This window comes from Pantoea sp. 18069 (assembly GCF_902706035.1).
Lineage (GTDB): Bacteria > Pseudomonadota > Gammaproteobacteria > Burkholderiales > Burkholderiaceae_C > Comamonas.
On record NZ_CACSJA010000005.1, the window covers coordinates 130209 to 154395 of the forward strand.

The 24187-nt window shown below is 64.9% G+C and carries 28 protein-coding genes; 11 read left to right on the forward strand and 17 right to left on the reverse strand.

Features of this window, described 5'->3' with window-relative positions; translation table 11 throughout:
* Together GVL12_RS06245 and GVL12_RS06250 are read left to right on the forward strand one after the other, a co-directional pair.
* A complete protein-coding gene (locus tag GVL12_RS06245) occupies nt 1-1170 on the forward strand; it encodes a CaiB/BaiF CoA-transferase family protein (RefSeq protein ID WP_159911961.1) in 1170 nt (389 codons plus the stop codon).
* Nucleotides 1171-1175: 5 nt separating this feature from the next.
* A complete protein-coding gene (locus tag GVL12_RS06250; protein WP_159911963.1) occupies nt 1176-1928 on the forward strand; it encodes an enoyl-CoA hydratase in 753 nt (250 codons plus the stop codon).
* Between the two features lie 154 nt (nt 1929-2082).
* Here GVL12_RS06250 and GVL12_RS06255 read toward each other — a convergent pair whose 3' ends face one another.
* Nucleotides 2083-2862, reverse strand: coding sequence for an IclR family transcriptional regulator C-terminal domain-containing protein (locus GVL12_RS06255; protein WP_159911965.1), 780 nt, complete (start codon nt 2860-2862; stop codon nt 2083-2085).
* A gap of 173 nt (nt 2863-3035) precedes the next feature.
* Here GVL12_RS06255 and GVL12_RS06260 point away from each other — a divergent pair, with 173 nt between their 5' ends.
* The 3 genes from GVL12_RS06260 to GVL12_RS06270 all read left to right on the forward strand — a co-directional run bounded on the left by GVL12_RS06260 (nt 3036) and on the right by GVL12_RS06270 (nt 5924).
* Complete coding sequence (locus tag GVL12_RS06260; RefSeq protein ID WP_159911967.1) at nt 3036-4025, forward strand: tripartite tricarboxylate transporter substrate binding protein; 990 nt, start codon at nt 3036-3038, stop codon at nt 4023-4025.
* 15 nt (nt 4026-4040) lie between these two features.
* Nucleotides 4041-5234, forward strand: coding sequence for an FAD-dependent monooxygenase (locus GVL12_RS06265; RefSeq protein ID WP_159911969.1), 1194 nt, complete (start codon nt 4041-4043; stop codon nt 5232-5234).
* Nucleotides 5235-5453: 219 nt separating this feature from the next.
* Entirely contained in the window at nt 5454-5924 is a 471-nt protein-coding gene (locus tag GVL12_RS06270) for a VOC family protein (protein ID WP_159911971.1), read from the forward strand.
* 13 nt (nt 5925-5937) lie between these two features.
* Here the strand turns inward: GVL12_RS06270 and chrA are convergent, their stop codons facing one another.
* Entirely contained in the window at nt 5938-7137 is a 1200-nt protein-coding gene (gene chrA, locus GVL12_RS06275; protein ID WP_235033811.1) for a chromate efflux transporter, read from the reverse strand.
* A 379-nt stretch (nt 7138-7516) separates the two neighbouring features.
* On the opposite strand from chrA, the gene bioB reads away from it, so the two are divergent.
* A complete protein-coding gene (bioB, locus tag GVL12_RS06280) occupies nt 7517-8551 on the forward strand; it encodes a biotin synthase BioB (protein WP_159911975.1) in 1035 nt (344 codons plus the stop codon).
* Between the two features lie 43 nt (nt 8552-8594).
* On the opposite strand, the gene GVL12_RS06285 is transcribed toward bioB, so the two are convergent.
* The 3 genes from GVL12_RS06285 to GVL12_RS06295 form a co-directional block, all read right to left on the reverse strand.
* Complete coding sequence (locus GVL12_RS06285; protein ID WP_159911977.1) at nt 8595-9011, reverse strand: organic hydroperoxide resistance protein; 417 nt, start codon at nt 9009-9011, stop codon at nt 8595-8597.
* A gap of 29 nt (nt 9012-9040) precedes the next feature.
* Nucleotides 9041-9514 carry a MarR family winged helix-turn-helix transcriptional regulator gene (locus GVL12_RS06290; protein WP_159911979.1) on the reverse strand — a complete coding sequence of 158 codons (474 nt, stop codon included), beginning with the start codon at nt 9512-9514 and terminating at the stop codon, nt 9041-9043.
* Between the two features lie 298 nt (nt 9515-9812).
* Nucleotides 9813-10898, reverse strand: coding sequence for a site-specific integrase (locus tag GVL12_RS06295; RefSeq protein ID WP_159911981.1), 1086 nt, complete (start codon nt 10896-10898; stop codon nt 9813-9815).
* 173 nt (nt 10899-11071) lie between these two features.
* Between GVL12_RS06295 and GVL12_RS06300 the strand changes: the two genes are divergently transcribed.
* Both GVL12_RS06300 and GVL12_RS06305 read left to right on the forward strand, forming a co-directional pair.
* Nucleotides 11072-12046 (forward strand): DNA-binding protein, encoded by a 975-nt coding sequence (locus tag GVL12_RS06300; RefSeq protein ID WP_159911983.1) that lies wholly within the window; start codon nt 11072-11074, stop codon nt 12044-12046.
* 115 nt (nt 12047-12161) lie between these two features.
* The gene (locus GVL12_RS06305; RefSeq protein WP_159911985.1) at nt 12162-12428 is read left to right on the forward strand and encodes a hypothetical protein; all 267 of its coding nucleotides are present in this window, start codon (nt 12162-12164) and stop codon (nt 12426-12428) included.
* A 71-nt stretch (nt 12429-12499) separates the two neighbouring features.
* Here GVL12_RS06305 and GVL12_RS06310 read toward each other — a convergent pair whose 3' ends face one another.
* The 10 genes from GVL12_RS06310 to GVL12_RS06355 form a co-directional block, all read right to left on the reverse strand.
* Nucleotides 12500-13018, reverse strand: a complete 519-nt coding sequence (locus GVL12_RS06310) for a (2Fe-2S)-binding protein (RefSeq protein ID WP_159911987.1) — start codon at nt 13016-13018, stop codon at nt 12500-12502.
* Nucleotides 13015-15300 (reverse strand): xanthine dehydrogenase family protein molybdopterin-binding subunit, encoded by a 2286-nt coding sequence (locus GVL12_RS06315; RefSeq protein ID WP_200843535.1) that lies wholly within the window; start codon nt 15298-15300, stop codon nt 13015-13017. The genes GVL12_RS06310 and GVL12_RS06315 overlap by 4 nt, the downstream gene beginning before the upstream one ends.
* The gene (locus tag GVL12_RS06320) at nt 15297-16127 is read right to left on the reverse strand and encodes an FAD binding domain-containing protein (RefSeq protein ID WP_159911989.1); all 831 of its coding nucleotides are present in this window, start codon (nt 16125-16127) and stop codon (nt 15297-15299) included. Before GVL12_RS06320 ends, GVL12_RS06315 begins: the two co-directional genes overlap by 4 nt.
* Before the next feature lie 9 nt (nt 16128-16136).
* A complete protein-coding gene (locus tag GVL12_RS06325; RefSeq protein WP_159911991.1) occupies nt 16137-16640 on the reverse strand; it encodes a nucleoside deaminase in 504 nt (167 codons plus the stop codon).
* A 24-nt stretch (nt 16641-16664) separates the two neighbouring features.
* Nucleotides 16665-17423 (reverse strand): ABC transporter permease, encoded by a 759-nt coding sequence (locus tag GVL12_RS06330; protein WP_159911993.1) that lies wholly within the window; start codon nt 17421-17423, stop codon nt 16665-16667.
* Nucleotides 17424-17472: 49 nt separating this feature from the next.
* Nucleotides 17473-18246, reverse strand: a complete 774-nt coding sequence (locus tag GVL12_RS06335) for an ABC transporter ATP-binding protein (protein WP_159911995.1) — start codon at nt 18244-18246, stop codon at nt 17473-17475.
* A gap of 73 nt (nt 18247-18319) precedes the next feature.
* Nucleotides 18320-19309: an ABC transporter substrate-binding protein gene (locus GVL12_RS06340; protein ID WP_200843536.1), complete on the reverse strand. Its 990-nt coding sequence runs from the start codon at nt 19307-19309 to the stop codon at nt 18320-18322.
* Nucleotides 19310-19462: 153 nt separating this feature from the next.
* Nucleotides 19463-20245 (reverse strand): alpha/beta fold hydrolase, encoded by a 783-nt coding sequence (locus tag GVL12_RS06345; RefSeq protein ID WP_200843537.1) that lies wholly within the window; start codon nt 20243-20245, stop codon nt 19463-19465.
* A gap of 4 nt (nt 20246-20249) precedes the next feature.
* Nucleotides 20250-21221 carry an isopenicillin N synthase family oxygenase gene (locus GVL12_RS06350; RefSeq protein ID WP_159911997.1) on the reverse strand — a complete coding sequence of 324 codons (972 nt, stop codon included), beginning with the start codon at nt 21219-21221 and terminating at the stop codon, nt 20250-20252.
* Nucleotides 21222-21336: 115 nt separating this feature from the next.
* Complete coding sequence (locus GVL12_RS06355; RefSeq protein ID WP_159911999.1) at nt 21337-22236, reverse strand: LysR family transcriptional regulator; 900 nt, start codon at nt 22234-22236, stop codon at nt 21337-21339.
* Between the two features lie 49 nt (nt 22237-22285).
* Here GVL12_RS06355 and GVL12_RS06360 point away from each other — a divergent pair, with 49 nt between their 5' ends.
* Nucleotides 22286-22873 (forward strand): NTP transferase domain-containing protein, encoded by a 588-nt coding sequence (locus tag GVL12_RS06360; RefSeq protein ID WP_159912001.1) that lies wholly within the window; start codon nt 22286-22288, stop codon nt 22871-22873.
* A gap of 13 nt (nt 22874-22886) precedes the next feature.
* Here the strand turns inward: GVL12_RS06360 and GVL12_RS06365 are convergent, their stop codons facing one another.
* Nucleotides 22887-23123: a hypothetical protein gene (locus tag GVL12_RS06365; protein ID WP_159912003.1), complete on the reverse strand. Its 237-nt coding sequence runs from the start codon at nt 23121-23123 to the stop codon at nt 22887-22889.
* 99 nt (nt 23124-23222) lie between these two features.
* On the reverse strand, nt 23223-23537 hold the full coding sequence (locus GVL12_RS06370) for a hypothetical protein (protein ID WP_200843538.1): 315 nt from the start codon (nt 23535-23537) through the stop codon (nt 23223-23225).
* A 125-nt stretch (nt 23538-23662) separates the two neighbouring features.
* On the opposite strand from GVL12_RS06370, the gene GVL12_RS06375 reads away from it, so the two are divergent.
* Nucleotides 23663-23911 (forward strand): hypothetical protein, encoded by a 249-nt coding sequence (locus tag GVL12_RS06375; RefSeq protein WP_159912005.1) that lies wholly within the window; start codon nt 23663-23665, stop codon nt 23909-23911.
* Nucleotides 23908-24171, forward strand: a complete 264-nt coding sequence (locus tag GVL12_RS06380) for a hypothetical protein (RefSeq protein WP_159912007.1) — start codon at nt 23908-23910, stop codon at nt 24169-24171. The genes GVL12_RS06375 and GVL12_RS06380 overlap by 4 nt, the downstream gene beginning before the upstream one ends.
* The last annotated feature ends 16 nt before the right edge of the window (nt 24172-24187 follow it).

Below are 24187 nucleotides of genomic sequence, written 5' to 3' on the forward strand. Positions count from 1 at the left end.
ATGAGCCAGACCACATCCCCCCTGCCGCTGCAAGGCATACGCGTGCTCGACGTGAGCCAGGTCATGGCCGGCCCGTTCGCCTGCATGCTGCTGGCTGATCTCGGCGCCGACGTGATCAAGGTCGAGCCGCCCACCGGCGACCAGACGCGCGGCGCAATGGGCTTCAAGATGAAGGGGCCCGACAGCATGGGCTTTCTCAATATGAACCGCAACAAGCGTTCGCTGACGCTGGACCTCAAGAGCGACGAAGGCCGCGAGTTCTTCTACAAGCTCGCCGAGACCGCCGACGTGATCGTCGAGAACTACCGCCCCGGCGCCGTGCAGCGCATGAAGATCGACTACGAGACCATCCGCAAGATCAATCCCAGGATCGTCTACGTGAGCATTTCGGGCTTTGGCCAAAGCGGCCCCTGGGCCACGCGCCCGGGCTTCGACCTGATGGCCCAGGCCATGTCGGGCGTGATGAGCGTCACGGGCTACAAGGGCGAAAAGCCGGTCAAGGCCGGCGTGCCCGTGGCCGACATCGGCTGCGCGCTGTTCGCGACCTATGGCCTGCTCGCGGCCTACATCGGCGCGCAGAAGTCGGGCGTGGGCCAGCACATCGATGCCTCGCTGTTCGACTCGGCGATGGCGTTCTCGATCTGGGACATGTCCGACTACTGGGGCACGGGCGTTGCGCCTTCGCCGCTGGGCACCAGCAACAAGATGAGCGCACCTTACCAGGCCGTGAAGGCGCGTGACGGCTATTTCGTCATGGGCGCGACCAACCAGAAGCTCTGGGCCAAGCTGTGCGCGCTGCTCGAGCGGCCCGACCTGGTCGAGCACGCGGATTACGCCACGGTGGCGCTGCGTCTGAAGCACCGCGAAGCGCTGATCGAGGAACTTGAAAAGAGCTTTGCCCAGCGGGGCAGCGACGACTGGGTGGACACCATGCTCGAAGCCGGCATTCCCGCCGGCCCGCTGCTGACCTACCCTGAAGCGTTTGAAGGCGAGCACGGCACCCACCGCAAGATGTGCATGGAGATCGACCACCCGATCGAAGGCAAGGTCAAGAACATCGGTTTTCCCGTGAAGATGCTGGGCACGCCCCAGCAGGTGCGCCGCCATCCGCCGCTGCTGGGCGAGCACAACGAGGAAATCATGGCCGAAATCTACGCGTTATCGGCGTGACTGGCATGAGCGAACTGGTCCAACTCCACATTCAGCCTTCGGGCGCGGCACACATCACCATAGCCCGCCCCGAGCGCCACAACGCCATGACGCAGGCGATGTACGAGTCGTTGCTCGCGTGCATCGCCGAGTGCGCGCGCACCCCGCGGGTGCGCGCCATCCTCTTTCGCGGCGCGGGCGGCAAGTCCTTCATTTCGGGCACGGACATCGCGCACTTCGCCGATTTCACGCGGGGCGAGCAGGGCATTGCCTACGAAGCCTTTGTCGAGAAGGTCATCGACAGCGTCGAGCGCATCGCCGTGCCGACGATTGCCGTGATCGACGGCTGGGCCGTGGGCGGCGGCCTGGCGCTGGCCACGGCCTGCGACTTTCGCGTCTGCAGCGAGGGCTCGCGCTTTGGCGCGCCGATTGCCAAGACGCTGTCCAACACCTTGTCGTCGCGCAATATCGCGCGGCTGCAGGCCGCTTTGGGCGTGCCGCGCGTCAAGAAAATGCTGCTGCTGGCCGAGTACATCGACGTCGCCGAAGCACTGTCCTGCGGCTTTGTCCATGAAGCCTGCGCGGCCGGGCAACTGACCGAACGCGCGAATGCGCTGGCCGAGCGCCTGATGGCGCTGTCGGGCGTGACGCAGCAGGCCGTCAAGGAAAGCCTGCGGCGCATCGTCATCGAGCAAAGCCTGGAAGACGACGACCTGGTGCACCAGGTCTACGCAAGCGAAGCGTTTCAGCAGGGCGTGAACCGGTTTCTCAAGCGCTGACCGCTGGCACTGCCGGCCGAGCCGCCGTCTGCAGGCCAATTCGGCCTTGAATTCTTCTATGGCCACGGCCGAGCACACGCCGCACACCGGGCTGCAAACGACCCGTGGACGCTCTCTCGATCAGGGTGGGGGAATGCCGCTATGCGCAGGGGCGTTACTCAAACACCTTGCTGGCAGCCAGCTTGTCACTTGCTTCTTGAAGCGCCTCTAAGTGGGTAGCGACAAAGCTTTCCATGCTCATGCGCTCAGCGCGCACGGAAAGACTAATGGCTCCCATCGAATGTCTTGACGTGCTAGCGATAGGCACTGCAATGGACCTGACGCCGACTTCCACTTCCTCGTTGCATGCGGCCCAGCCTCGCTCCCTGCATAGGCGGATCTCTTCGTAAGCCGCCTGTGGAGTGCCCGCGGTCTTGGGCGCCCATGCCTCAAAAGTCACGTTCTGCAGGTAATGCATGACATGTTCCGCACTTTTCTGTGAAAGTAGGGCGCGCCCTAGAGAAGAGCAATACGCGGGGAGACGTGATCCTATGCCTAAACCCGTCGATAAAGTTCGCCGCCCAGTTGATCGGGCAATGATCAGAACGTCGTCATCGACCAATGTAGCCAACGAGGCTGACTGACGGGTGTGTTCGGCAAGGGTATCCAAAATGGGCTGTGCCAACTGGGGCGTAGGGCGCGACACCAAATACGGCCTGGCCAGCAGCAGCGTCCGCGGCGCGACCCAAAAACGCTTGCCGTCGGTGTGCAAGAAGTCCAGTGACTCCAGTGTCAGCAGCAGCCTGCGCGCGGTAGCCGGTGTGTAGCCGGTCAGCTGAGAGACTTCCGAAAGATTGAGTTTGGGGTGCTTGCGGTCAAAGCACATCAACACTTTCAGCCCTTTTTCAAGGGACGCAACAAAGTCTCTGGAATGGTTTCGATGTTCATCCGTCATGGTCAATTATTGCGCAATGCGCAACTTTTCATTGCGTCAAAACATACCCAACTACAGAATAAAAAAGGATCAGCACACAGCGGGCAGGACAACCAAGACTGCGGCTGATTCGAACTGGACCTACGGGGGACTTGCAGGGCCACTTTTGAAATACGAAGAAAGTAATTTACACAATGATTCCGAGACGACTCCTTCTGCTTTATCCCGCGTTGCTGGCAGCACCGTTTTCTGCCCGCGCCAGCAACTATCCCAACATGCCAATCAACATCGTCACACCATTGGCTTCGGGTGACGCTGCAGATACTGCAGCACGTTTGATGTCGCATGAAATGTCCAAATCACTGGGCGTGCCGATGACTGTGGTGAATCGCCCTGGTGCAGGGGGCTCCATTGGCACGCAATCGGTCATTCGCGCTCCCAAGGACGGCTACAACATATTGTTTGCGCAAAACAGTCCCCTGACTATTCGCCGCTTGATTGATCCGGCCAATGCTTCCTACGACCCGACCAAGGATCTCATCCCCATTGGGCTTACTACGCGCAGCCCTTCCATCTTGGTGGTGCGCGGCGACGGCAAGTTCAAGAACATGCAGGAGCTGCTCGGCTTGGCCAGGCAAAACCCCAATACCCTGCGCATTGGCAATGCAGGACCAGGCTCCGTAGGCGACATCAGCGTGCAGTTGCTCAGCGAATTGACAGGAACCGAAATCACCTCCGTGAACTACAAGGGTGCAGCTCCCGCAGTGACCGACCTGATTGGTGGGCACATCGACGCCATCATCTTGGCCCTTGGAGCCGTCAGTTCCCACATTAAATCAGGCGTCCTGAAGGGATTGGCAATCTCTTCGAAATTCCCTGAATTCTCCGATGTTCCAACCTTGGGAGAGCTTGGATATAAAAGCGAGATTCAAGGGGTGTGGTTCGGCTTTTTCATGCCGGCAGGCACACCCACAGAGATTACGGCCTTGGTGGCCAAGGCACTGGAGAAATCCGTCAAGGAGCCTGCCATTGCCGCACGGCTACAGCCTATGGGTATCGTTCAGGAATGGTCGGACGGCGCAGCACTGACCAAAGAAATCAATAAGGAATATCTGCAAGTCAAAGCCTTGCTAGAGAAAACAAAAGCAAGGCTTGATAAGCCGGGCTCACATCCATCGTTATAGAGAGAGGGAAAAACAATGACTAAAAAATTGCATGTAGCCATAGTGGGAGGCGGCATTGGTGGCCTGGCTGCAGCCCATGCGTTGATGCACCGTGGCATTAGCGTGGCTGTGTACGAGCAGGCGAAGGCGCTGGGGGAAGTGGGTGCTGGTGTTTTTATCTATCCCAACAGCTTGCGCCAGATGGAGCGCACAGGCCTGGGGCCTACCCTGGCAGCCGTAGGCGCCAAGGTGGGCACCGGCTCTGAGTACTACCGCATGGACGGCAGCGTGGTGGGCAAGATTTTGACTACCGACTCACAGGGCTGGAACGGGATGTACGGCATGCACCGTGCCGACCTGCTCAAGGCCTTGGCCGACACAGTGCCTGCTGATGTGGTGCACACCGGCCACCGCTGCACAGGCTTTAGTCAAGACGACGATGGCGCTTACCTGACGTTTGAGAACGGAAACACAGCCAAGGCAGACGTGGTGATTGCTGCTGATGGCATTAACTCCGTGCTGCAAAAGCATGTTGTGCTTCCATCTGCGCCAGAGTACTCGGGCTACCGCGCCTACCGTGGCCTGATCAGCGCCGACTTGCTGCCCGGCTGGAAGAAGGATTCCCACCAGGTGTGGATGGGTGACGGCAAGCATTTCATGGTGTTCCCCGTGCGCGGCAGCCAGTTGCTGAACTACGTGGGCTTTGTGCCGACTGACCACCAGACCGTGGAGTCTTGGTCCGCCATCGGTGATCGCGATGAACTGGCGGCGTCTTTTGCAGGCTGGGATCCACGTATCACGGAACTGCTAAGCAAGGTGGAAAGCTGTTTCTGGTGGGGTCTGTACGACCGTAAGCCAATCGACAAATGGGTCAACGGACGACTGACGCTGCTGGGCGATGCCGCACACCCCATGCTGCCGCACCTTGGCCAAGGTGCCAACCAGGCAATCGAAGATGGCACGGCGCTGGCAGTGCTGCTGGAGCATGTTGAGCAAAGCAGCGATATCAATGCCATCCTGAACCAATACGAGGCCTTGCGCCGCCCCCGCACTTCCATGGTCCAGGCAGAGGCGCGACAAAACGGTCGACGTTACGACTCACAGTACAAGGACCTCGCGCAGCGAGACAAGGAAATCGCCAACTCTGCTGCGTTCCGCAAGTCGCTATACGACTACGACATCGAAAAAGAAGCACTGCAAGTGGTGCAAAGCAGCAAAGTCGCAGCCTGATCTTGCCCCCGTCGTTGCGCCGGGCACGGTCCGGTCGCTACGTCAGCCCTGGTGGGCGTGGAGATTGTGCTGCCTTCGGAACGCCTTGGGCAGCGGCTGCACGCAGCGAGCAAGCGCGGGGGCTTTTTTATGCGCTCCCACCGGGCCGCAGGCCTGTATTTCTCCGAAAATGACCGAGGTGCCCTTCGCGGGGCGATTCAAAACAATACAAGGAGCAACATGACTGCAGCGCAGCGCCCATTCAAGGTCTTGGGCATTCAACAGGTGGCCATTGGCGGTACCGACAAGAACCGCATGAAGAAACTCTGGGTCGACATGCTCGGCCTGGAGCAGACCGGCACGTTCCAGAGCGAGCGCGAGAACGTCGACGAAGACATTCTGTCCATGGGCCGCGGCGCGATGAAGGTCGAAGTGGACATCATGCAGCCGCTGGACCTGGACAAGAAGCCCGCGGTCCACACCACGCCGCTCAACCATATCGGCCTGTGGATAGACGACCTGCCTTTGGCGGTGGAGTGGCTCACCGCCCAGGGCGTGCGCTTCGCGCCCGGCGGCATTCGCCCGGGCGCCGCGGGCTATGACATCTGCTTTTTGCACCCCAAGAGCAACGACGAGTTCCCTATCGCGGGCGAAGGCGTGCTGATCGAACTGGTGCAGGCGCCCGCGGACGTGATTGCTGCCCTGGGTTGAGCCAGACGGGTCGTCAGACCAGCAGCCAGGCCGCGACGGCCGAAAGCGCCACCACGCGCAGCGGTGACTGGCGGCCATAGGCCAGCAGCCCGAAGGCCGCGAGCGCGATGCCGAAATCCAGTCGGGAATGGATGGCACTGGTCCACAGCGGGTCGTAGAGTGCGGCGAGCAGCAAGCCGACCACGGCGGCATTGGCTCCGGCCATTGCCCGCTGGACATTGCGTCGCTGGCGCAACGATTCCCAGAAGGGCAGTGCGCCCGCCACCAGCAGCAGTCCGGGAAGAAAAACGGCGGCGAGCAGCAAAATGCCGCCCGTCCAGCCGCCCATGGGCGCGGGCATCAGCGCTCCCAGGTAAGCCGCGAAGGTGAACAACGGCCCGGGCACGGCCTGGGCCAGGCCGTAGCCGGCAATAAAGGCATCGTTCGTGATCCAGCCCGGCGGCACGACCGCCGCCTGCAGCAGCGCCAGCACCACATGGCCGCCGCCAAACACCAGCGCACCCGCCTGATAGAACGCGGCGAACTGCGCGCCCAGCGACGGCGCGGCCACCACGGCCACGGACCACAGCAATAGCAGCGCGAAAACCAGCAGCAGCACCGCAGCGGCCGTTTTTCCGAGACCGGGATCGCGCGACAGAGAGGCGGGCAGCGGGGCGGGTTGAAGCCACCACAGTCCCACCAGGCCGGCCGCGGCAATCGCCGCGACCTGTCCCAGCGCCGAAGGAATCGCCAACGCAAGCAGCGCGGCAGCAATGGCCAATGCCGCCCGGGAGCGATCGGGGCACAGCGAGCGCGCCATGCCCCATACCGCATGCGCCACCACGGCGACCGCGGCCAGCTTCAGGCCGTGCACCGCGCCCGATGTGGCCAGCCAGGCCCATTGCTGGATACCGAACGCAAACAGGATCAGCACCAGCGCCGACGGCAGCGTGAAACCCAGCCATGCCGCGAGCGCGCCAGCCCAGCCCGCGCGCCCCAGGCCCAGCGCAAAACCCACCTGGCTGCTTGCCGGGCCCGGCAGGAACTGGCATAGCGCGACCAGGTCGGCATAGGCACGGTCATCGATCCACCGGCGCCGCTCGACAAATTCCGCGCGAAAGTAGGCCAGATGCGCGATGGGCCCGCCGAAAGCCGTCAGCCCCAGCTTCAAAAATACAAAGAAGACTTCGGCAGCATTGCCAGCGGGCGCGGGGCGAGCGGGTGTTTTGGGCAAGGGTGGCAGGCAGGACATCCAGGAAAAATCATGAAAACCGGGGGATCCCCACGAAAAACGGGGCGCTGGCGCGTCAACCGACAGCATAGCGCGCGCCAGTGACAAAAGCCGCGTGCAAACGCCAGGATGGTCCAAGCGGTTTTGGGCGCAGTTGGCGTGTGTTGCGCGCAGCATAGCCGCGGCAAACTGCAAGCCCGCCAACCACCGCCAAATGGCAGGCATCTCCGCTTAAAAATAGCCGAATTTGTGCGCATTTGCAGGCATCATTTTTTGCCCATTTATTTTGAGGCATGAGGCGCTGCGCAGGGGAATTCACCTCCCACAATCGCTTCCATGGACTGCCAGCCTTCGCCAGCAGCCTGATCCAGGAGTCATTTCCATGCCTGTCTTGAACCCGCCTGCCAACGCAGCAGAGCACGCGTTGCACTTCCACCCTCCGGTGTCCGTCATGGACACCCAAGGGGCCGAGCCCGTCGAATGGACCGAGGCCGCCGTGCAGCAACTGCTTGACCTGCCTTTCCTCGATCTGCTGCACCGGGCGCAGACCGTTCACCGCGCGCATTGGCCCGAAGGCGATATGGAGCTGGCGACGCTGTTGTCGGTCAAGACCGGGGGCTGCCCGGAAAACTGCGGCTATTGCCCGCAGGCCGCCGAGTTCGACACCGGCGTCAGCGCGCAAAAGCTCATGGGCGTCGACGAGGTGCGGGCTGCGGCCCAGGCCGCCAAGGACGCGGGTGCGACGCGCTTTTGCATGGGCGCGGCCTGGCGCGCGCCCAAGGACCGCGATATCGAGAAAATGGCGGTGCTGATCGAAACCGTCAAAGGCCTGGGAATGCAGACCTGCGCGACGCTGGGCATGCTGCAGAACCACCAGGCCGCGGCCTTGAAAGAGGCGGGCCTGGACTACTACAACCACAACCTCGACACCGCGCCCGAGTACTACACCGACGTGATCAGCACGCGCAGCTACCAGGACCGGCTCGATACGCTGAGCGCAGTGCGCTCGGCCGGCATCAGTGTGTGCTGCGGCGGCATCGTCGGCATGGGTGAAGCGCCCGTGCACCGCGCAGGGCTGATCGCGCAGCTGGCCAATCTGAATCCTTATCCCGAGTCGGTGCCCATCAACAGCCTGGTCGCCGTCCCCGGAACGCCGCTGGCCGACAGCCCGCCCGTGGACCCGCTGGATTTCGTGCGCGTGATTGCCGCCTGCCGCATCACCATGCCCAAGGCGCGGGTGCGCATGTCGGCGGGGCGCCAGCAAATGGGCGAAGCCGTGCAGGCCCTGTGCTTTCTGGCCGGCGCGAACTCGATCTTCTATGGCGACAAGCTGCTGGTGACCGGCAACCCCGAAGTCGACGCCGACAACCTCTTGCTGCAAAAGCTGGGCATGCGGGTTCGCCGCAGCCCGGCCTGAGTCTATAGAGCAGGCCAGGCGCGCCCTGTGCCTGCCGACTGCCTTACGCCAAGGTCAGCGTGACGTCGATATTGCCGCGCGTGGCGTTGGAGTAGGGGCAGACCTGGTGGGCGGCATCGACCAGTTCCTGCGCCTGGGCCTTGTCGAGGCCGGGCAGCGTGATGGTCAGGCGCACGGCAATGCCGAAGGCCTGGCCCACGGGGCCCAGATCCACTTCGGCGTCAATAGCCAGATCCTGGGGCAGCGTCACTTTCTGGCGTGCGGCCACGGCCTTGAGCGCGCCGATGAAGCAGGCCGAATAGCCCGCGCCAAACAGCTGCTCGGGGTTGGTGCCCGTGCCTGCGCCGCCGGGCGAAGACAGGCTGACGTCCAGGCGGCCGTCGTCACTGCTGGAAGCGCCGTCGCGGCCACCTGTGGTGTGGGTGCGGGCGGTGTAGAGAACTTTGTCGAGCGATGCCATGGATGGACTCCTTGAAAAGTGAAAACGCTTCAGGTCGAAGCGGGAGGGGTCAGCGCGACCAGATGGTCACGCCATTGCTGGAGTTGCAGGCGCAAGGCCTGCAGCTCGGAGAGTGTGCAAGGGCTTTGTTGCAGCATGCAGTCGGGGATGCCGGCGACTTTTTCGCGCAGGCCCCGGCCCGCATCGGTCAGGGCCACGCGCACGCGGCGTTCATCGGCGCTGTCGCGCTGACGTTGCAGCCAGCCCGCGCTTTCCATGCGCTTGAGCAGCGGGGTCAATGTGCCGGAATCGAGAAACAGCCGTTCGCCCAGTTCGGACACCATGCAGTCGTCCTTTTCCCACAGCGCAAGCATGACCAGATACTGGGGATAGGTGAGCCCCCATGGCTTTAGCAGCGGTTTGTACAGCTTGGTCGTGGCCAGCGAAGCGGAATACAGCGCGAAGCACAACTGGTTGTCGAGCTGGAGGGCGTGATCGCTGGAGGGCGCAAAGGCGTTGGGCATGGGTGTATTCTCATGCACAATCAAATTGTGTGCAATTTAATTTACCGAAAAGCCTTCTTGCAATAGGGTCGGCGCCTGCGCCCCGCGTTCACAGCGTCAAGGGCGCACCGCGTCAGGCTCCCGGTGGGCCTTGTGCGCACGCCAGGCGCGGCGCACGAACGGGTCGGTGACACAGTACACGCCATGGCTTTTGCGCATGATGATGTTGGGCCCGACGTCTCGAACGCCGCGACCGCGATGGAAAATTATCACCATCAAATGATTCAGAATAATTGACCAGCGCCGGCGCACACGGCTGTTATTCGCCGTCCATCATGCGCGCGCCCTGGTTGCCCAGTGCCGACTCGGCGCGAAAATACCCCAGCACCGTCGCCACACTCTGGTGGCCGGTCATGGCCATGGTGTCGGACAAGGGCACGTTGCGCCGCCCGGCCTCGGTCACAAAGCCCGAGCGCAGCGAGTGCGCGGAAAAATCGCCCTCGACGCCCGCCAGCGCGCAGCGCTCGCGCACGATGTTGCGCACCGCGGGCGGGCTCAAGGGCTCGCCCAGGTGACCTCCCTTGCGTATGCGCCGGAAAATCGCGCCTTCGCCAATGCCGCTGGCCTGCAGCCAGGCGTCCAGCGCCTTGGCCGCCGCGCCCAGCACGGGCTTGTGGTTTTCAGGCGCGTCCACGCCGGCCTGGTTGGTCTTGGAATGGACGAGGGTGTAGAGATAGTCGCCCGAAGGCAGGCGCCGCAGGAATTGCATGTCGGCGCCCGCGACTTCGGAGCGCCGCCGCCCGCCGCTGGCCCAGGCGAACAGCAGCAGCGCGCGGTCGCGCCGCCCGCGCAGACTGTCGTCGCAGGTGTCCAGCAACTGCGTCAGCAGATCGCGCGTCAGCGCCTCCTTCTTTTGCGGCAGTGCGCCGCGCTTGGCATAGGCCTTGCGCGTGCGCGACAGCAGCTCGCGCACCCGGGGGTCATGGCAGGGGTTGGCCAGGTCCCGCACCTGGTGCGCTTTGGACAGCACCGACACGCGGTGCACCAGCGTGTTGTGCGCGGGCGCTCCCGGGCGCGTCTTGTAGCCCGCTTCGATCAGCGCCTGGTCCATGGCCGCCGGCAGCTCGCAGACCAGGCCTTGCGGCGTGCTGCGCTGCGCGTGGTCGACGACGAACTGCAGCACGCAGTCCACCGACAGCGGCAGCACGATCTGGCGGCCATAGCGCAGCGCATGCCAGGCGGCCCAGTAGCGCAGCGCGCTCTGGTAACTCATGCGCGTATTGAGCGACTCGCCTTCGCGCAGCAAGGCTTGCATGGCCTGGCGCGCCTGTTCGTCCAGCCCCTGCGCCGGCAAGGGTGCGGGCAGCGTGGCGTCATCGGCGCCGGGAGCCAGCGCATCGGACATTTCAGCGCCGCAATTCCCTGAAGAGGGCAGGGCAAGGTCAAAAACAGCAGGATGCATGGAATGATTTGAATGTTTGTATTATTTGATATGTAATACATATCGTATAATACATATATAAACTATAACTCGCGATAACAATCTCTTATCGATACCAATCCTATCAGGGTGTGAAGATGAACCAACCAAAAGTGACCCGCGGCGTGCAGGAGGCCGATGTCTGGGCTGCAGCCGACGCCTTGCTTGCCCAGGGGCTGCGCCCGACCATCGAGCGCGTGCGCCAGCAGATAGGCCGCGGCTCGCCCAATACCGTGAGCCCCATGCTCGAGTCCTGGTTCGCCACGCTGGGCCAGCGCCTGGGCGTGGCCCAGTCGGACAACAGCCAGGGCAGCGTTCCCGAGAACGTGCTGCGCCTGGCCCAGGAGCTGTGGAACAGCGCCACGCAGGAAGCCGTGGCCGTGGCGCAAAAGGCATTGCACGAACGCGAAGCCGCGCTGCAGGCCAGTCGCCTGTCGCACGAAGCCGACCTGGAGCACATGGCGCAGCGCGAAAAGGCCTTGCACCAGCAAAAGCAGGCCATGGACGAAGCCATGAAACTCGCGCATGCACAGGCCCAGGAACTGTCGCGCCGCCTCGATGAAATGCAGCAACTGGCCCAGGACCGCGAAGCCCAGCTGGGCAGCCTGCGCGCGGAAATCGCCGCAGTCGCCAAGGCCCGCGAGCTCGAGCGCAAGGAGCACAGCGAAGAGCAGCAGGCCGCGGCCCAGGAGCGCCAGCGCCTGGCCGAGCAATTCGCGGGCAACGAGCGGCGCATGCTGACCGACCTCGATCGCGCGCGCCAGGAAGTGACCAGCGCCAAGAAGGCCCAGGCCGAGCAGGAGCGCAAATCCGAAGCCCGCCTGGCGGAGTGGCAAAGCCGCCAGCAGCACCTCGAGGAAGAATTGCTGCAGGCGCGCACCCAGTTGCTGGGCGCGCAGCAAACCGCCCAGGCCGCGCAGGAACGCGTGGCCGACCTCAAGGCCTTGCTGCTGGCCACGCAGTCCGCAGCCTCGCCGGCAGCTCCCGCCGCCAAGGCTGCGCCGCGCTCCGGCAGCCCGTCGCTGCAGCGGCGCGCACTGGCCCAGCGCGCGCGCAATCTGCCGCGCAAGTAAGCCAAGACGCAGCAGCGGGCGGCGCTTTTCCCGGTCGTCCGTGCTGCCTATCGTTGTGAATGCCATGGAGACTGCTTACGCTGGCCGCTACGCCATCTTCAGAAGAGGCACCACCATGCGGATCTGTGTCTTCGCGCTGCTCTATGCGCTCGCCAGCCTGGCCCAGGCCACGCCCGGCGGGCTGGACGCCCGCGGCTGCCATCACCCGAAAAACAAGGAATTTCACTGCCATGCGCCGCGCGACAAGGCCAAAGGCAAAAGCCAGGGCAGCGCCGAAACCCCGGCCCAGCGCGAAAAGCGCCTGCTGCGCGAATGCCGGGGCCGGCCCAACGCCGGCGCCTGCCTGGGCTATGCGAAGCAGGCGAAAGGTCCGGCGCGATAGCCGCCACGAGACCCGTGCTGCGCAGGCTTTTGCGGAGAATACGCAAGCCAATCACCGCAAAAATGCGGAGATTAGGCGGCAGAGGTGGATGCAGGGAACAGCGAATCAATCGCCCGCTGAATACCGCCATAGCCCGTGCAGCGGCACAGATGGCCGCACATCAGCGCGCTTGCGGTGGGCGCATCCATGCCCGGCTGCTGGTACAGATAGGCCAGCCCCATGCACATTCCCGCGCTGCAGTAGCCGCACTGCACGCCGCCGCATTGCGCCAGGGCGTCGACCACGGGCGCGCTTTGCGGCGCATCGGACAGGCCTTCGATGGTGGTGACCTGCCGGCCTTCGAGCTGCCAGGCCATCAGCAGGCAGCTGTTGGCGGGCCGGCCGTCGAGCCAGACCATGCAGGCACCGCAGCGCCCGACTTCGCAGCCGGGCTTGGCGCCGACCAGCATGAAATGCTCGCGCAGCAGGGTCAGCAGGCGCTGGTCGGCCGCGCAGTGCACGGCGACCGCCTGGCCGTTGAGCGTAAACGACCAGGACGGCAGCGCGGCGTGCGCGCTTTCGGCAAGGGGCACAGGAATGCAGGCGTTCATGCAAATACTCCTTCCAGCAAGCGAAAGACGGTCGCCGGCCGCACCGGCAGGCTTTCAATAGGCGCCTGCAAGGCGCAGGCAATGGCATTGGCGCAGGCCGGGGTGGCGATATTGACGCTGATTTCTCCCGTGCCGCGCGGCCCCGTGGTGTCACCTTGGGGCAGGCCTTCGATGGCCCAGACATCCATCGCGGGCGCATCGGCCAGCGTAGGAATCAGATAGCTGTCGAGGTTGCGCTGCTGGTAGTGGCCGTCCACGCAGTCAAGCGACTCCTGGGTGCACAGCGCCTGGCCCATGAGCGCGCCGCCTTCGAGCTGGCCCAGATAGCCCATGGGCGAGACCACCGGGCCGACGGCGCCGACCAGGGCCATCTCCACGATGCGTATGCTGCCCGTCCAGCTGTCGACGACCGCATGGGCCACGGCCGCGCAGGCGCCAAACACATAGTGGGTATCGGGCGCATCGCTGGGCGTGACTTCGGGCGGCTGGTCTATGGTGATGGCGGGGCGCTGCGCTCCCAGCTGACCGGCCAGCTGCACGTAGCTTGCGACCAGGCCGTGGGGGCCATGAATGCCGCCCGTGCCCAGCCGCAGGCTGTCAAGCGGCATATCGAACGCCTGGGCAGTCGCTTGGCACAGCTGCGCCTGCCATTGCGGCGCGGCGCGCTGCAGCGCATGCCAGACCAGCGTGGTCGCACGCGAGGCCGCGACCGGGCCCGAATCAGGCGTGCAGCGCGTATCGCCCAGCACCGGGCGCACTTCGTCCGCGCCGCAGTGCAGGAAATGCATGCAGGTATTGCGCGTGGCGGCCAGCAGGTTCTGGCCCAGCTCGGTAAAGCCGCTGCGCAGCTCGATGGCACCGTCCTCGGCCAGCGCGAGTTCCATGCGGCAGCCAAAAGGAAAGCCTTTGCCAAAGCCGTCGCTGCGGTGGACCAGCGCCAGGCCTATGCCGTGGCGGTAGCGTCCGCCCGGGCCGTCGGTCCAATGGCGCTGGGGATGCGACGTCCACAGCGGGTGCTGGACCAGCGCCGCGAGCGCGCGCTGCGGGCCGTCGAACGGCACGACGATCTGGCCCAGCGGCCCGGGCGCGTCTACGGGCTTGAGGTTCTGCATGCGCAACTGCGCACAGTCCAGGCCCACGGCGCGGGCCAGTCGGTCGATCTGCTGCTCGAGCGCGAACTGCACCTGCACCGCGCCAAAGCCGCGAAACGCGCCGGCCACGCCGTTGTTGGTATAGGCCAGGCGCCCGGCGATGTCTATGGCTTGCCAGGCATAGGGCCCGGGCGCATGCTCGAGCGCCGCGTCCAGCACTTCGGGGCCATGGGTTGCATAGGCGCCGGTGTCGGCGAGGATTTGCACGCGGTGATAGGTCAGCCGGCCTTCGGCGTCGCAGCCGCTTTCCATATGGATGCGCATAGGGTGGCGCTTGACGCCGAAATCGGTCGACTGCGCGCGCCCCAGGTGCAGGCGCACGCTGCGCCGGGTTTTCCAGGCGAGCAGCGCGGCAATCGGCTGTACCGTGAGTTCGTCCTTGCCGCCGTATGACCCGCCGACCGGCGAGCCCACGCTGTGCACGCGCTCGGGCGGCAAATCGAGCAGCGCCGCAACGACCTGGCGCTCGCGCTCGGGGTTATGGTTGGCAAATAACAGGCACAGCCCGCCCTGGCCGTCGGGCTCGGCCACGCCGCCTTCGGTTTCCAGAAACGCATGCATCTGGCGCGGCGTCTCGTAAATGGCGCAGACCCGGTGCACGGTCGCCGCATCCGCCGCGCCATCGTCGCCCAGGCGGTGATGGTGGCGGTGCAGCAGATTGCCGCCCGCGTGCAGCGCGGGCGCCTCGGGCAGCAGCGCGGCTTCGGGGCAGGTCACGGCAGGCAGCAGCTCATACTCGACCACGATCAAATCCAGGGCCGCGTGCGCGATCTCCAGCGAGTCGGCGGCCACCGCCGCGACCGCATCGCCCACATAGCGCACACGATCGCGGCACAAAGCAGGGCGGTCTATGCGGCGCAGCCCATAGTCGGCCTGGCCCGGAATATCGGCATGGGTCACAACCGCATGCACTCCGGGCAATGCCAACGCTGCAGCTGTATCGAGACACACAATGCGCGCATGCGGGTGCGGACTGCCGAGAATGGCGCCGCGCAACTGGCCGGGCACGATGCGGTCGGTCAGATAGCCGGGGTTGCCGGCGAGCTTGTCCAGCGCGTCGGGGCGGGGGAGGTCTGCATGCGCGAGCGGGCGCATCACGCCTGCGGGCAGCGGTGCATACGGCTTGGTCATTGCACTTCCTCGATGGCAGAAGCCAGCAGACCGCAATGGCCTGCAATGAGCCGGGCCGCGAGATGGGCCAGGTCTTCGGGCTGCTGCGTGGGCAGGCCGTCGTCGGCACAGGCCTGGCGCAGACCCGCGAGCGCTGCAGGCCCGCGCCGCCCGGGGTGGGCCTGCAGCCAGGCGAGCGCATTCACCAGCAGGCGCGCGGGAAGGTCGGGCGCGGCGCAGGCCGCGTGGCTCAGTTGCCCAGCGCTCCAACGCAATGTGAACCGCAGACGCGCGGGCGCGAATGCCGCCCGTGCCGCGGCTTTTTCAAAGACGGTCTGCGCTGGCGGATGGCCGGGCTGCAGCGGAATATGCAAGGCGACAATCAGCGGCAATTCGGCTTCGGCCAGCAGCGCCGCCAGGGGCAGGCGCTGACCGGGCGCATGGGCGCATTCGGCCTGTGCATCGAGCACCAGCAGCGCGGGCGTGCTGTCGCCCCAGCGCCATCCCACATTGCCGCCCAGCGTGCCCAGATGCCGCACGCCCAGCGCGCCCAATTGCGCAAGCGCCTGGGCCAGCAGCGGCGCGTGTTCGCGCACCAGCGCATGGGTGCGCACCGTCTCGAGTGCCATGGCCGCGCCTATGCGCAGCGAGGTTGCGCCATCAACCAGCTCAATGCCTTGCAAGGCACTCAATCGATGCAACGGTACAAGGCTGCAACCCGCAGGCGCGCGATGGCGATCGCCCCATTCCTGCTGCAAGGCCGTGCCTCCGGCGACAAAGCGCGCGCCCGGGTGCGCTGCGCGCAGCGCCAGGGCATGGGCAGCGCTTTCGGGCCAGAGCAGTTGCATCGCCGGCTTTCAGCGCCCGGCCCAGAACGCGCGCTGCTGCGCGGCGATCTCGGCCTCGAGCGCGGGCACGGGGCCGATCAGCGCTACGGGTTTCTGGCAGTGGTCGAACACATAGCGCGAGGGCACGCTCATCGTCGGGTTCTCGGCGTGGTTGCCGGTCTGCTGCAGCAGCGCGTGCTCGGTCATGCCGAACACCACGCGGCCGATATTGGCCCAGTACGAGGTGCCGGCGCACATGCAGCAGGGCTCGACCGAGGTATAGAGCGTGCAGTTCCACAGGTAGTCGGCCGGGTAGTTGCTTGCCGCCACGCGCGCCAGCGTCGATTCGGCGTGGTTGACGGTGTCGATATTGCACTGCTCCAGCAGCACGGTTTCGTTGTCGGGCGCGACCAGGATGGCGCCAAACGGGTGGCGGCCGATGCTGACGGCGCGCTCGGCGACTTCCATGGTGCGGCGCAGATGGCGTTCGATCTGTTCGGGCGAGGGCGGGCTGGAAGGGGGCAGGGTGGTCATGGCAGTCGAAGTGAAGAAAGCGGATCAGGCCTTGGGGCTGCTCCAGCCGAAGAAGCGCTGGTGCACCCATTGCACCAGGCTGTAGAGCGTGAGGCTGCTGAGCACCAGCAGCGCCAGGGCGGCAAAGGCCACGGGCACCTTGAACGACGAGGTGGTGAACAGGATCAGATAGCCCAGGCCTTTTTCCGCGGCAACGAACTCGGCGACCACGGCGCCCACCACGGCCAGCGTGACCGAGACCTTCATTGCCGAAAACACATGCGGAATCGCGAACGGCATGCGCACCTGCCAGTACTGGCGCGCGGTATTGGCGCGCAGCGAACGCGACAGCTCGATGAACTCTGCCGGCACCGACGACAGGCCCAGGCAGGTGGACACCACCAATGGGAAGAACGCCAGCAGCGTGGTGATGGCCACGCGCGGCAGCACGCCCGCGCCCAGCGTGACGACGATGATGGGCGCGACGGCCACGATGGGCGTGGACTGGATGACCACCAGCCAGGGCATGACGATGCGCGACAGCAGCGCCGAGCGCGTGATGGCCACGGCCAGCGGGATCGACAGCGCAATCGCCAGCGCATAGCCCAGCAGCGCGACTTCTATCGTCGCCCACAGGTGCTCGGCCCAGCGCGCCAGGCCCAGGCTGCCTGCGGCCAGCGCAATCACGCTGGGCGCGGGCAGGATGTACTCGGGCACGGCCAGCGCGCGGCAGGCCAGCTCCCAGATGCCCAGCAGGGCGATAAAGGCCAGCAGCGAGGCGTAGCGGTAGGCAAAGGCTTTCATGGGCAGGGTCCGGAAAAGGTGGCGTGGGGCTTGGCTGGTCGCGTGGTGCTCAATGTGGGTGGCGTGTGAACACCTGCTCGCGAATTTCATTGGCCATGCGCGTGAACACCGGATCGGTCAGCGTCTGCAACGTGCGCGGGCGGGCCAGCGGCACGTCGATGATTTGCGACACCCGGCCCGGGCGCGCGCTCATGACCACGATGCGGTCCGACAGCAGCAGCGCCTCCTGGATGGAGTGGGTCACAAACACCACGGTCTTGGGGCGTTCGCTGCAGATGCGCAGCAGCTCGAAACTCATTTCATCGCGCGTGAGCGCATCGAGCGCCGAAAACGGCTCGTCCATCAGCAGGATGTCGGGGTCGTGCAGCAGCGAGCGCGCGATCGCCACGCGCTGCTGCATGCCGCCCGACAGCTCGTGCGGGCGCTTGTGGCCGAAATCCTGCAGACCTATCATCTGCAGCAGCGACTGCGCGCGTGCCTGGTCCCTGGCGTCCACGCGGCCGTATTTGTGGCGCATGGGAAACGTGATGTTGTCGACCACGCTGAGCCAGGGCAGCAGCGTGGGCTTCTGGAAGACCATGCCGATCTCGTCGCGCGGCTCGGTCACGGGCAGGTCGAAAATGCGCACTTCGCCGGCGCTGGGGCGCAGCAGCCCCGCGATCAGGCGCAGCACCGTGGATTTTCCGCAGCCCGAGGGGCCGATCAGCGAGACGAATTCATTGCGCTGCAGGTGCAGATCGACGTTCTGCAAGGCCGTGACAGGGCTGCCATCGCTGGACACAAAAGTTTGGGTGACGGCATTCAGGTCAATGACGGAAGACATGGCAGGTCCAGCAGGCGGGCAAGAAGAGGGCGGATGGCCCGGGAGTCAGGCCATCCGGGGGACAGGGGCTGGCTCAGCGCGCCAGGAAGCGGCGGTCGACCAGCGCTTCCGGGTCGACCTTCTTGATGTCGTAGCCCATGGATGCGGAGACCCAGCCCCAGGTCTCGGCCAGCAACTGGGGCTGGAAGGCGCCCAGGCCGTCGCGCGCCGCGGCATCGGTCTTGAGCAGCGGAATCGACGCGCGGAATTCGGCCTCGATCACGTCGACATTGGCCTCGGGCACCATTGCCACCAGCGACTCGGCGGCCTTGCGCGGCTGGGCGATCGAGAATTCCAGCGACTTGGTCAGCGCGCGCAGATAGCGCTTGAGCACTTCGGGGCGGTTGGCAATGGTCTTGTCATTTGCAATCGCCGACCAGCCATAGCCCGTGAGGCCGAACTGGCTCCAGGGCAGCACAGCCAGATCCTGCTTGGCCTGGCCCAGCACGTTCTGGAAGGCGGGCGCGACGGTCACCCAGTTGATGGTTGCATCGACGCGGCCCTGGGCCAGCATGGGCGCCAGCGTTGCGGGGTCGGTCTTGATGATCTTGATCTTGGAGATATCGACGTTGTTGCGTTGCAGCACCACCGGCCACAGCGCATTGGACGAGGAGAACGTGGGCATGCCAACGGTCTTGCCTTCCATGTCCTTGAGGCTCTTGATATTGCTGCTGACCTTGGTGAACAGCGCGTCGGGCTGGGCGGAATACAACGACATCACGGCCTTGACCGGAATCTTGCCTTCGGCCGCGGCCATCATCACCGCCGAAATGCCGCCAAAGCCCACATCGGCCGAACCCGAAGCGACTTTGGTCACCGCATCGGCCGAGCCACGCCCCGGCAGTATCCTGACCTCAAGCCCTTCGGCCTTGAAGAAGCCCTGCTGCACGCCCGCATAGACAAAGGACTTGTCGCCGCCGGGCAGCCAGTCGAGCTGCACCGTCAGCGCATCGGCCGCGTGGGACGTGGACGCCATCAAGGCCAGGGCCAGGGCGGACAGAACAGGGCGAACATTGTGGGTCATGGCAGGCGGCTCCAGAGAGTAAGAAGAAAGAGGCATCCAGCGGGGTTTCAGGGCCGCTGGCGGCGGTATGTTGATTCAAGCAATATCCAGGCCACATTTGCATACCAATTTCGTATACACATTTGGCCGCACTGGATGGCGTCCATCACAGGACTAGGCAAGCAGCACTTCGAGCGCGGGCAGCAAGGCCTGTGTCAGCGCCGCGGGGCAGGCCAGTTGCGGCACATGGCCGCAGTCGAGAACGATCTGGGCTTGGGGCGGCTGCAGGCGCAGCATGCGTTGCTGCAAGGCCCAGGGCACGGAGCGGTCCTTGCGGCAGGCGACATACAGGCGCGGCACGCGCCCGAAGCGCTGCACCGACAGCTGGCCAGCGATAGCCCGGCCGCTTTCGGGCTGGGGCCTGAGCCGGGCGGCGGCCGCGCGCGCAGCCTCGGCAGGGCAGTCGTGCACGAAGGTTTCCAGCGCGCCTTGAAGGCTTACCTGGCTGCTGCTGCGGTCGGCGCTCCAGTTGAGGTGCGGGCCAATGCCGACATAGGTCCAGCCGGGGTCATCGCGCCGGGCCTGGGCAATCAGCTCGGAGTACGACATGCCGCTGGGCAGCATCATTCCCACGAGATACACCAACGCGGCCACCTGGTCGGGCAGGGCCTCGGCCACCTGCGAGGCGACCATGCCGCCGCCGCTGTGGCCCAGCACCACCGCGGGGCGGGCTATCGCGTTCAGAACGTCGCAGACATGGTCGGTGTAGCCCGCCAAAGTGGCCGGTCGCTGCACGCTCGCGGGCGTGTGGCCATTGCCCGGCAGATCGACGCCGTGCACACGCCAGCCCGCGGCTTCGAGCAGGGGGCGCCAGGCTTCAAACGCCCAGCTGCCTTGCCATGCGCCGTGTATCAGCACCATATCGCGCACGCCGGTGCCAGAAGTTGAGCTACTCATGGTCTCAGGCCGCCGCGGTGGCATAGGTCCGGCGGTAGCAGGCACGCTGGTGCTCCTCGACCGTGGTCACGGGGTAGCGCGGGGCTTCGCCCGCGGCCAGGCAGGTGGGAATGCAGCGCACTTCATGCAGCGGATTGCCCGTGAAGAAAAACGGCACGGAATAGCGCCGCTGCCCCGAGCGGTTGATCACCCGGTGCAGGGTCGATACGTAGCGATCGTTGGTCCAGCGCGCAAACAGGTCGCCGATATTGACCACGAAGCTGCCGGCCACGGGCGGCGCGTCTATCCAGCCCTGGTGCTGGCGGTCCCAGACCTGCAGGCCCCCGAGCGCGTCCTGCAGCAGCAGCGTGAGCCCGCCGAAGTCGGTATGTGCGCCACAGCCTTTTTCGCCGGGAGCCGGCTGCGCGGGCTGGGTCGGATAGTGCAGCAGGCGCAGCGTGGCCGCGGCGTCACCGAGATAGGCTTCGAAGAAATCCGCGGGCAGTTGCAGCGACAGCGCCATGCCGCGCACCAGATCAGCCCCGAGCGCATGGACTGCCTGGTAATAGGCCTGGGTGACGGACGCGAAGCCGGCAAGCTCGGTGGGCCACTGGTTGGGGCCGGTATTGAAACGGCCTGCCAGCACGCGCGGGTCATCGGCAGGCACTTCGGCTCCTATATAGAAGCTTTCCTTGAGATCGGGCGGCGCGCCGGCCTCCAGGGTCTGGGCGCGCAGCGGCTCGTAGCCGCGGTTGCACGGAGAGTGGCGCTTGTCGAGCGCATTCTTGCGGGCTTCGGGCAAGTCGAAAAAGGCACGGCTCGCGGCAAACACCGCATCGATCAGCGCCGGATCGATGCCATGGCCCGTGATGTAGAAAAAGCCGTGCGTTTCACAGGCCAGGCCCAGTTGCGCAGCAATGGCCTGGCGCTGGGCGGCGCTGCCGTGGCGCAAGGCCTGCACATCGATCACGGGCAGTTGCAGTTGGGAGGTGGTCATGGCGGGAGCATTCAAAAAACGGTTTGGAACCGCGACAGCCGCCAGTCTAGAAAGGAGCCGGGGCCAGCGGGTAGCACCGTTTTTGGCGCAGGGTGCTGCCGTTTTTGAAGCGCCCTCAGCCAACAAGCTCGGCCATCAGCAGATGCACCAAAGCAGTGACCGCAGGCGGCAGGCTGCGCCGCGCACGCACGTAGACGCCCAGCTCGCACCACACTGGTGCCGGCGAATGCAGCGGCACATGCACCAGCTGGCGCTGCGCGATTTCCTGCTCCAGCCCCCAGCGGCTCTGAAAGGCAATGCCCAGCCCCTGCTGGGCCATGCGCTTGGCCAGGTCGAGCGAAGCGGTTTCCAGCAGCACGGGTGGTCGCTCGGGCAGACGGCAGAGCAGGGGGGCCAGCAGCGCATGCAGCGAAAGGCTGGGAAGCGGCAAAATCAATGGAGACGCCTGCGCGCATTCGGCAAGGCTCAGCGTCGCACGGTCCGCCAGCGCATGGTCCTGGCTCAGCACGGCGCCTATAGGGTCGCGCCGCAGGCAGCAGGCTTGCAGCTCGTCGTCGGCCGCGATCGAAAAACCCAGGCCTATGTCGGCGTCGCCAGTGCGCACGGCCTCGGCAGTGGCCGCCGACCCTCCGGTGTGCAATTGCACCGACAGGCCCGGGTGGCGGCGGTACAGCTGGGCGAGCACGCGCGGCAACAGGTCGCTGCACAGGCCCTCGACGGCCATCACATGCAAGGGCCCGCGCTGCAGCCCCTGGAGCTGCCCCAGTTCCTGGGACAGGCGCCGCTCATCCTGAAAGACGTTCTGCACATGGCGCGCAAACGCTTCGCCCGCGGCCGTGAGCACCAGGCCTTGCGGCAGGCGCTCGAACAGCGGCGTGCCCAGCGTGTCCTCGAGCTGCAGCAACTGGCGGTTGATTGCCGACGAGGCAATGTGCAGATGGCGCGAGGCTTCGCGGATCGAGCCGCAGCGGCGGATCATGTCGAAGGATTTGAGGACACGGGCATGGATGTGCATGCCGCCATGGCCAGCAGCTTGCGTGCCAGACCTTTCTACAATGGCCGCGATGCACAGCAGCAACGACAATCCGCAGAACCTGCCCGTGGTGGTGGTACTGGCCGCGGGCCAGGGCCGGCGCTTTCGCGCTTCGGGTGCACAGACCGGCAAACTGCAGGCGCAATTGCATGGGCGCAGCGTGCTCGAACATACGCTCGCGGCAGTCGCCGCCAGTGGCCTGCGCGCGGTGCTCGTGGAAAACGGTCCGCTGTGGCGCAGCAAAGGCATGGGCCATTCGATCGCGCGCGGCGTCGCGCTGTCGCCCGACGCCAGCGGATGGTTGATCCTTCCCGGCGATCTGCCGGCCATAGCGCCTGAGAGCCTGCGCGCCGTGGCCCGGCTGCTAGAGGCCCAAGGCGGTGTGGTGCGTCCTCGAATCCAGGGCCAATGGGGCCATCCCGTCGGTTTTTCCGCAGCCTGGAAGGACCAGTTGCTGCAGCTGACCGGCGACAGCGGTGCGCAGAGCGTGGTCAAAGCAGCGCAGGCGCAAGCTCAGTGGCATGCGCTGGCGCTGGACGACTGGGGCGCCCTGGCGGATACCGATACGCTGGCCGACCTGTCTGCGGTGGCGCATCGGTGGGAGCAGCGCCACGCCTGAGGCTTGGCGGCCCTCAGTTGCGCGGCGGACGTTGGCGCCGGTGGCTCTTGGGCGCGTAAACCGTGGAAAGGTGGGAAAACCGTTGCTGCTCTTTGCGGGAGCGCAGCAGCGGCGTCGCCGCAGGCCTGGGACGCCGGTCTTTGCGTGGTCGGTTCATCCACCGGATCGCGCAACCCAGCACCACCAAAGCGCCCAACACCATCCAGGGATGGCGCAGCGCCCATTGCATGGCGGTGGTGATCAAGTCCATGCGGCGAAGTTAGCACGCTTTCAAAAGCTCACGCCAGAACGCGTCAAGAGGGACGTTCAGACTAGGATCACCAACCATGCAGATACAGGCGCATAATACTTAACATAAGATACAAACAGTGGTGGCAGCAGCGTTGCCAACGGCGCCCAGGGTGAGGGCGGCACCGGTCAAAAATCTGCGCACCATACGCGTTTTGCAGGCGCTTTCGCGCTCTCCTTCCAGGGCTGCAATCACTATCCATTTTTGCGGGTCTTCACCCAATGCTTCGGCCAGCGCGCCGGCGATCGCGGGGCTTAAATTGCCTCTTTGCCGTGCCGAGTGCAGGGCGTTTCTCGACAGGTCCAGCTGCTTATGCCAGTCGGCTGCACTGCGCAATTTCAGTGCGGAATCCAGTAAATCCATGGTGTTTTGCATGTCTGCGTCCTTTGCGTTGTGCAAATGATACGTGTGCATCGTAATTCTTGATTTGCACATGTGGCATGTGCAGTCTAAGCTCCGATCCAGTGCACATGTCACATGTGCTAACAAACGGAGCCGGCATGCATCCCATCGCAACATCAGAACGTCCATCCTCTGCCATCGCGGCACCGGCCAGCTTGCCGGCTCCAGCCGATGCCGGGCAGGGGGTGGGCACCATCAATGAGTTTGATCAGGACGAACTCAATGCGTTGAGGGTGCTGATCAAGATGCGCGAACGTGCCAAGTTCAATTCCCCTCAGCACGAAGCCTTGATTCATGCCTGCTGTGTGCTGAAGCTGCGCCTTGAAGACAAGGGGATTCGCGCATGAGCGCCGGGAACGAAACGCGCACAGGTCGCCCGGCAGTGCATGCCAGTGCAGCAGCCAAAAAGGCCGCATATCGCGCTGGCAAGGCACGTATCGACTACACGGATACGGCCGAGATTGTCGAGAAGCTCAAGGAAACCGCGAAGTCGCTTGATTGCAGCGTGAACGAACTACTGCAGTCGATGGTGCGTTTCGCGCAATGCAATCGCAACTGGAAGCAACTGGGCTTGTTCGGTGCCCGCAAAAACGGAGTGCTGCGATGAGCCGCAATATCAAACA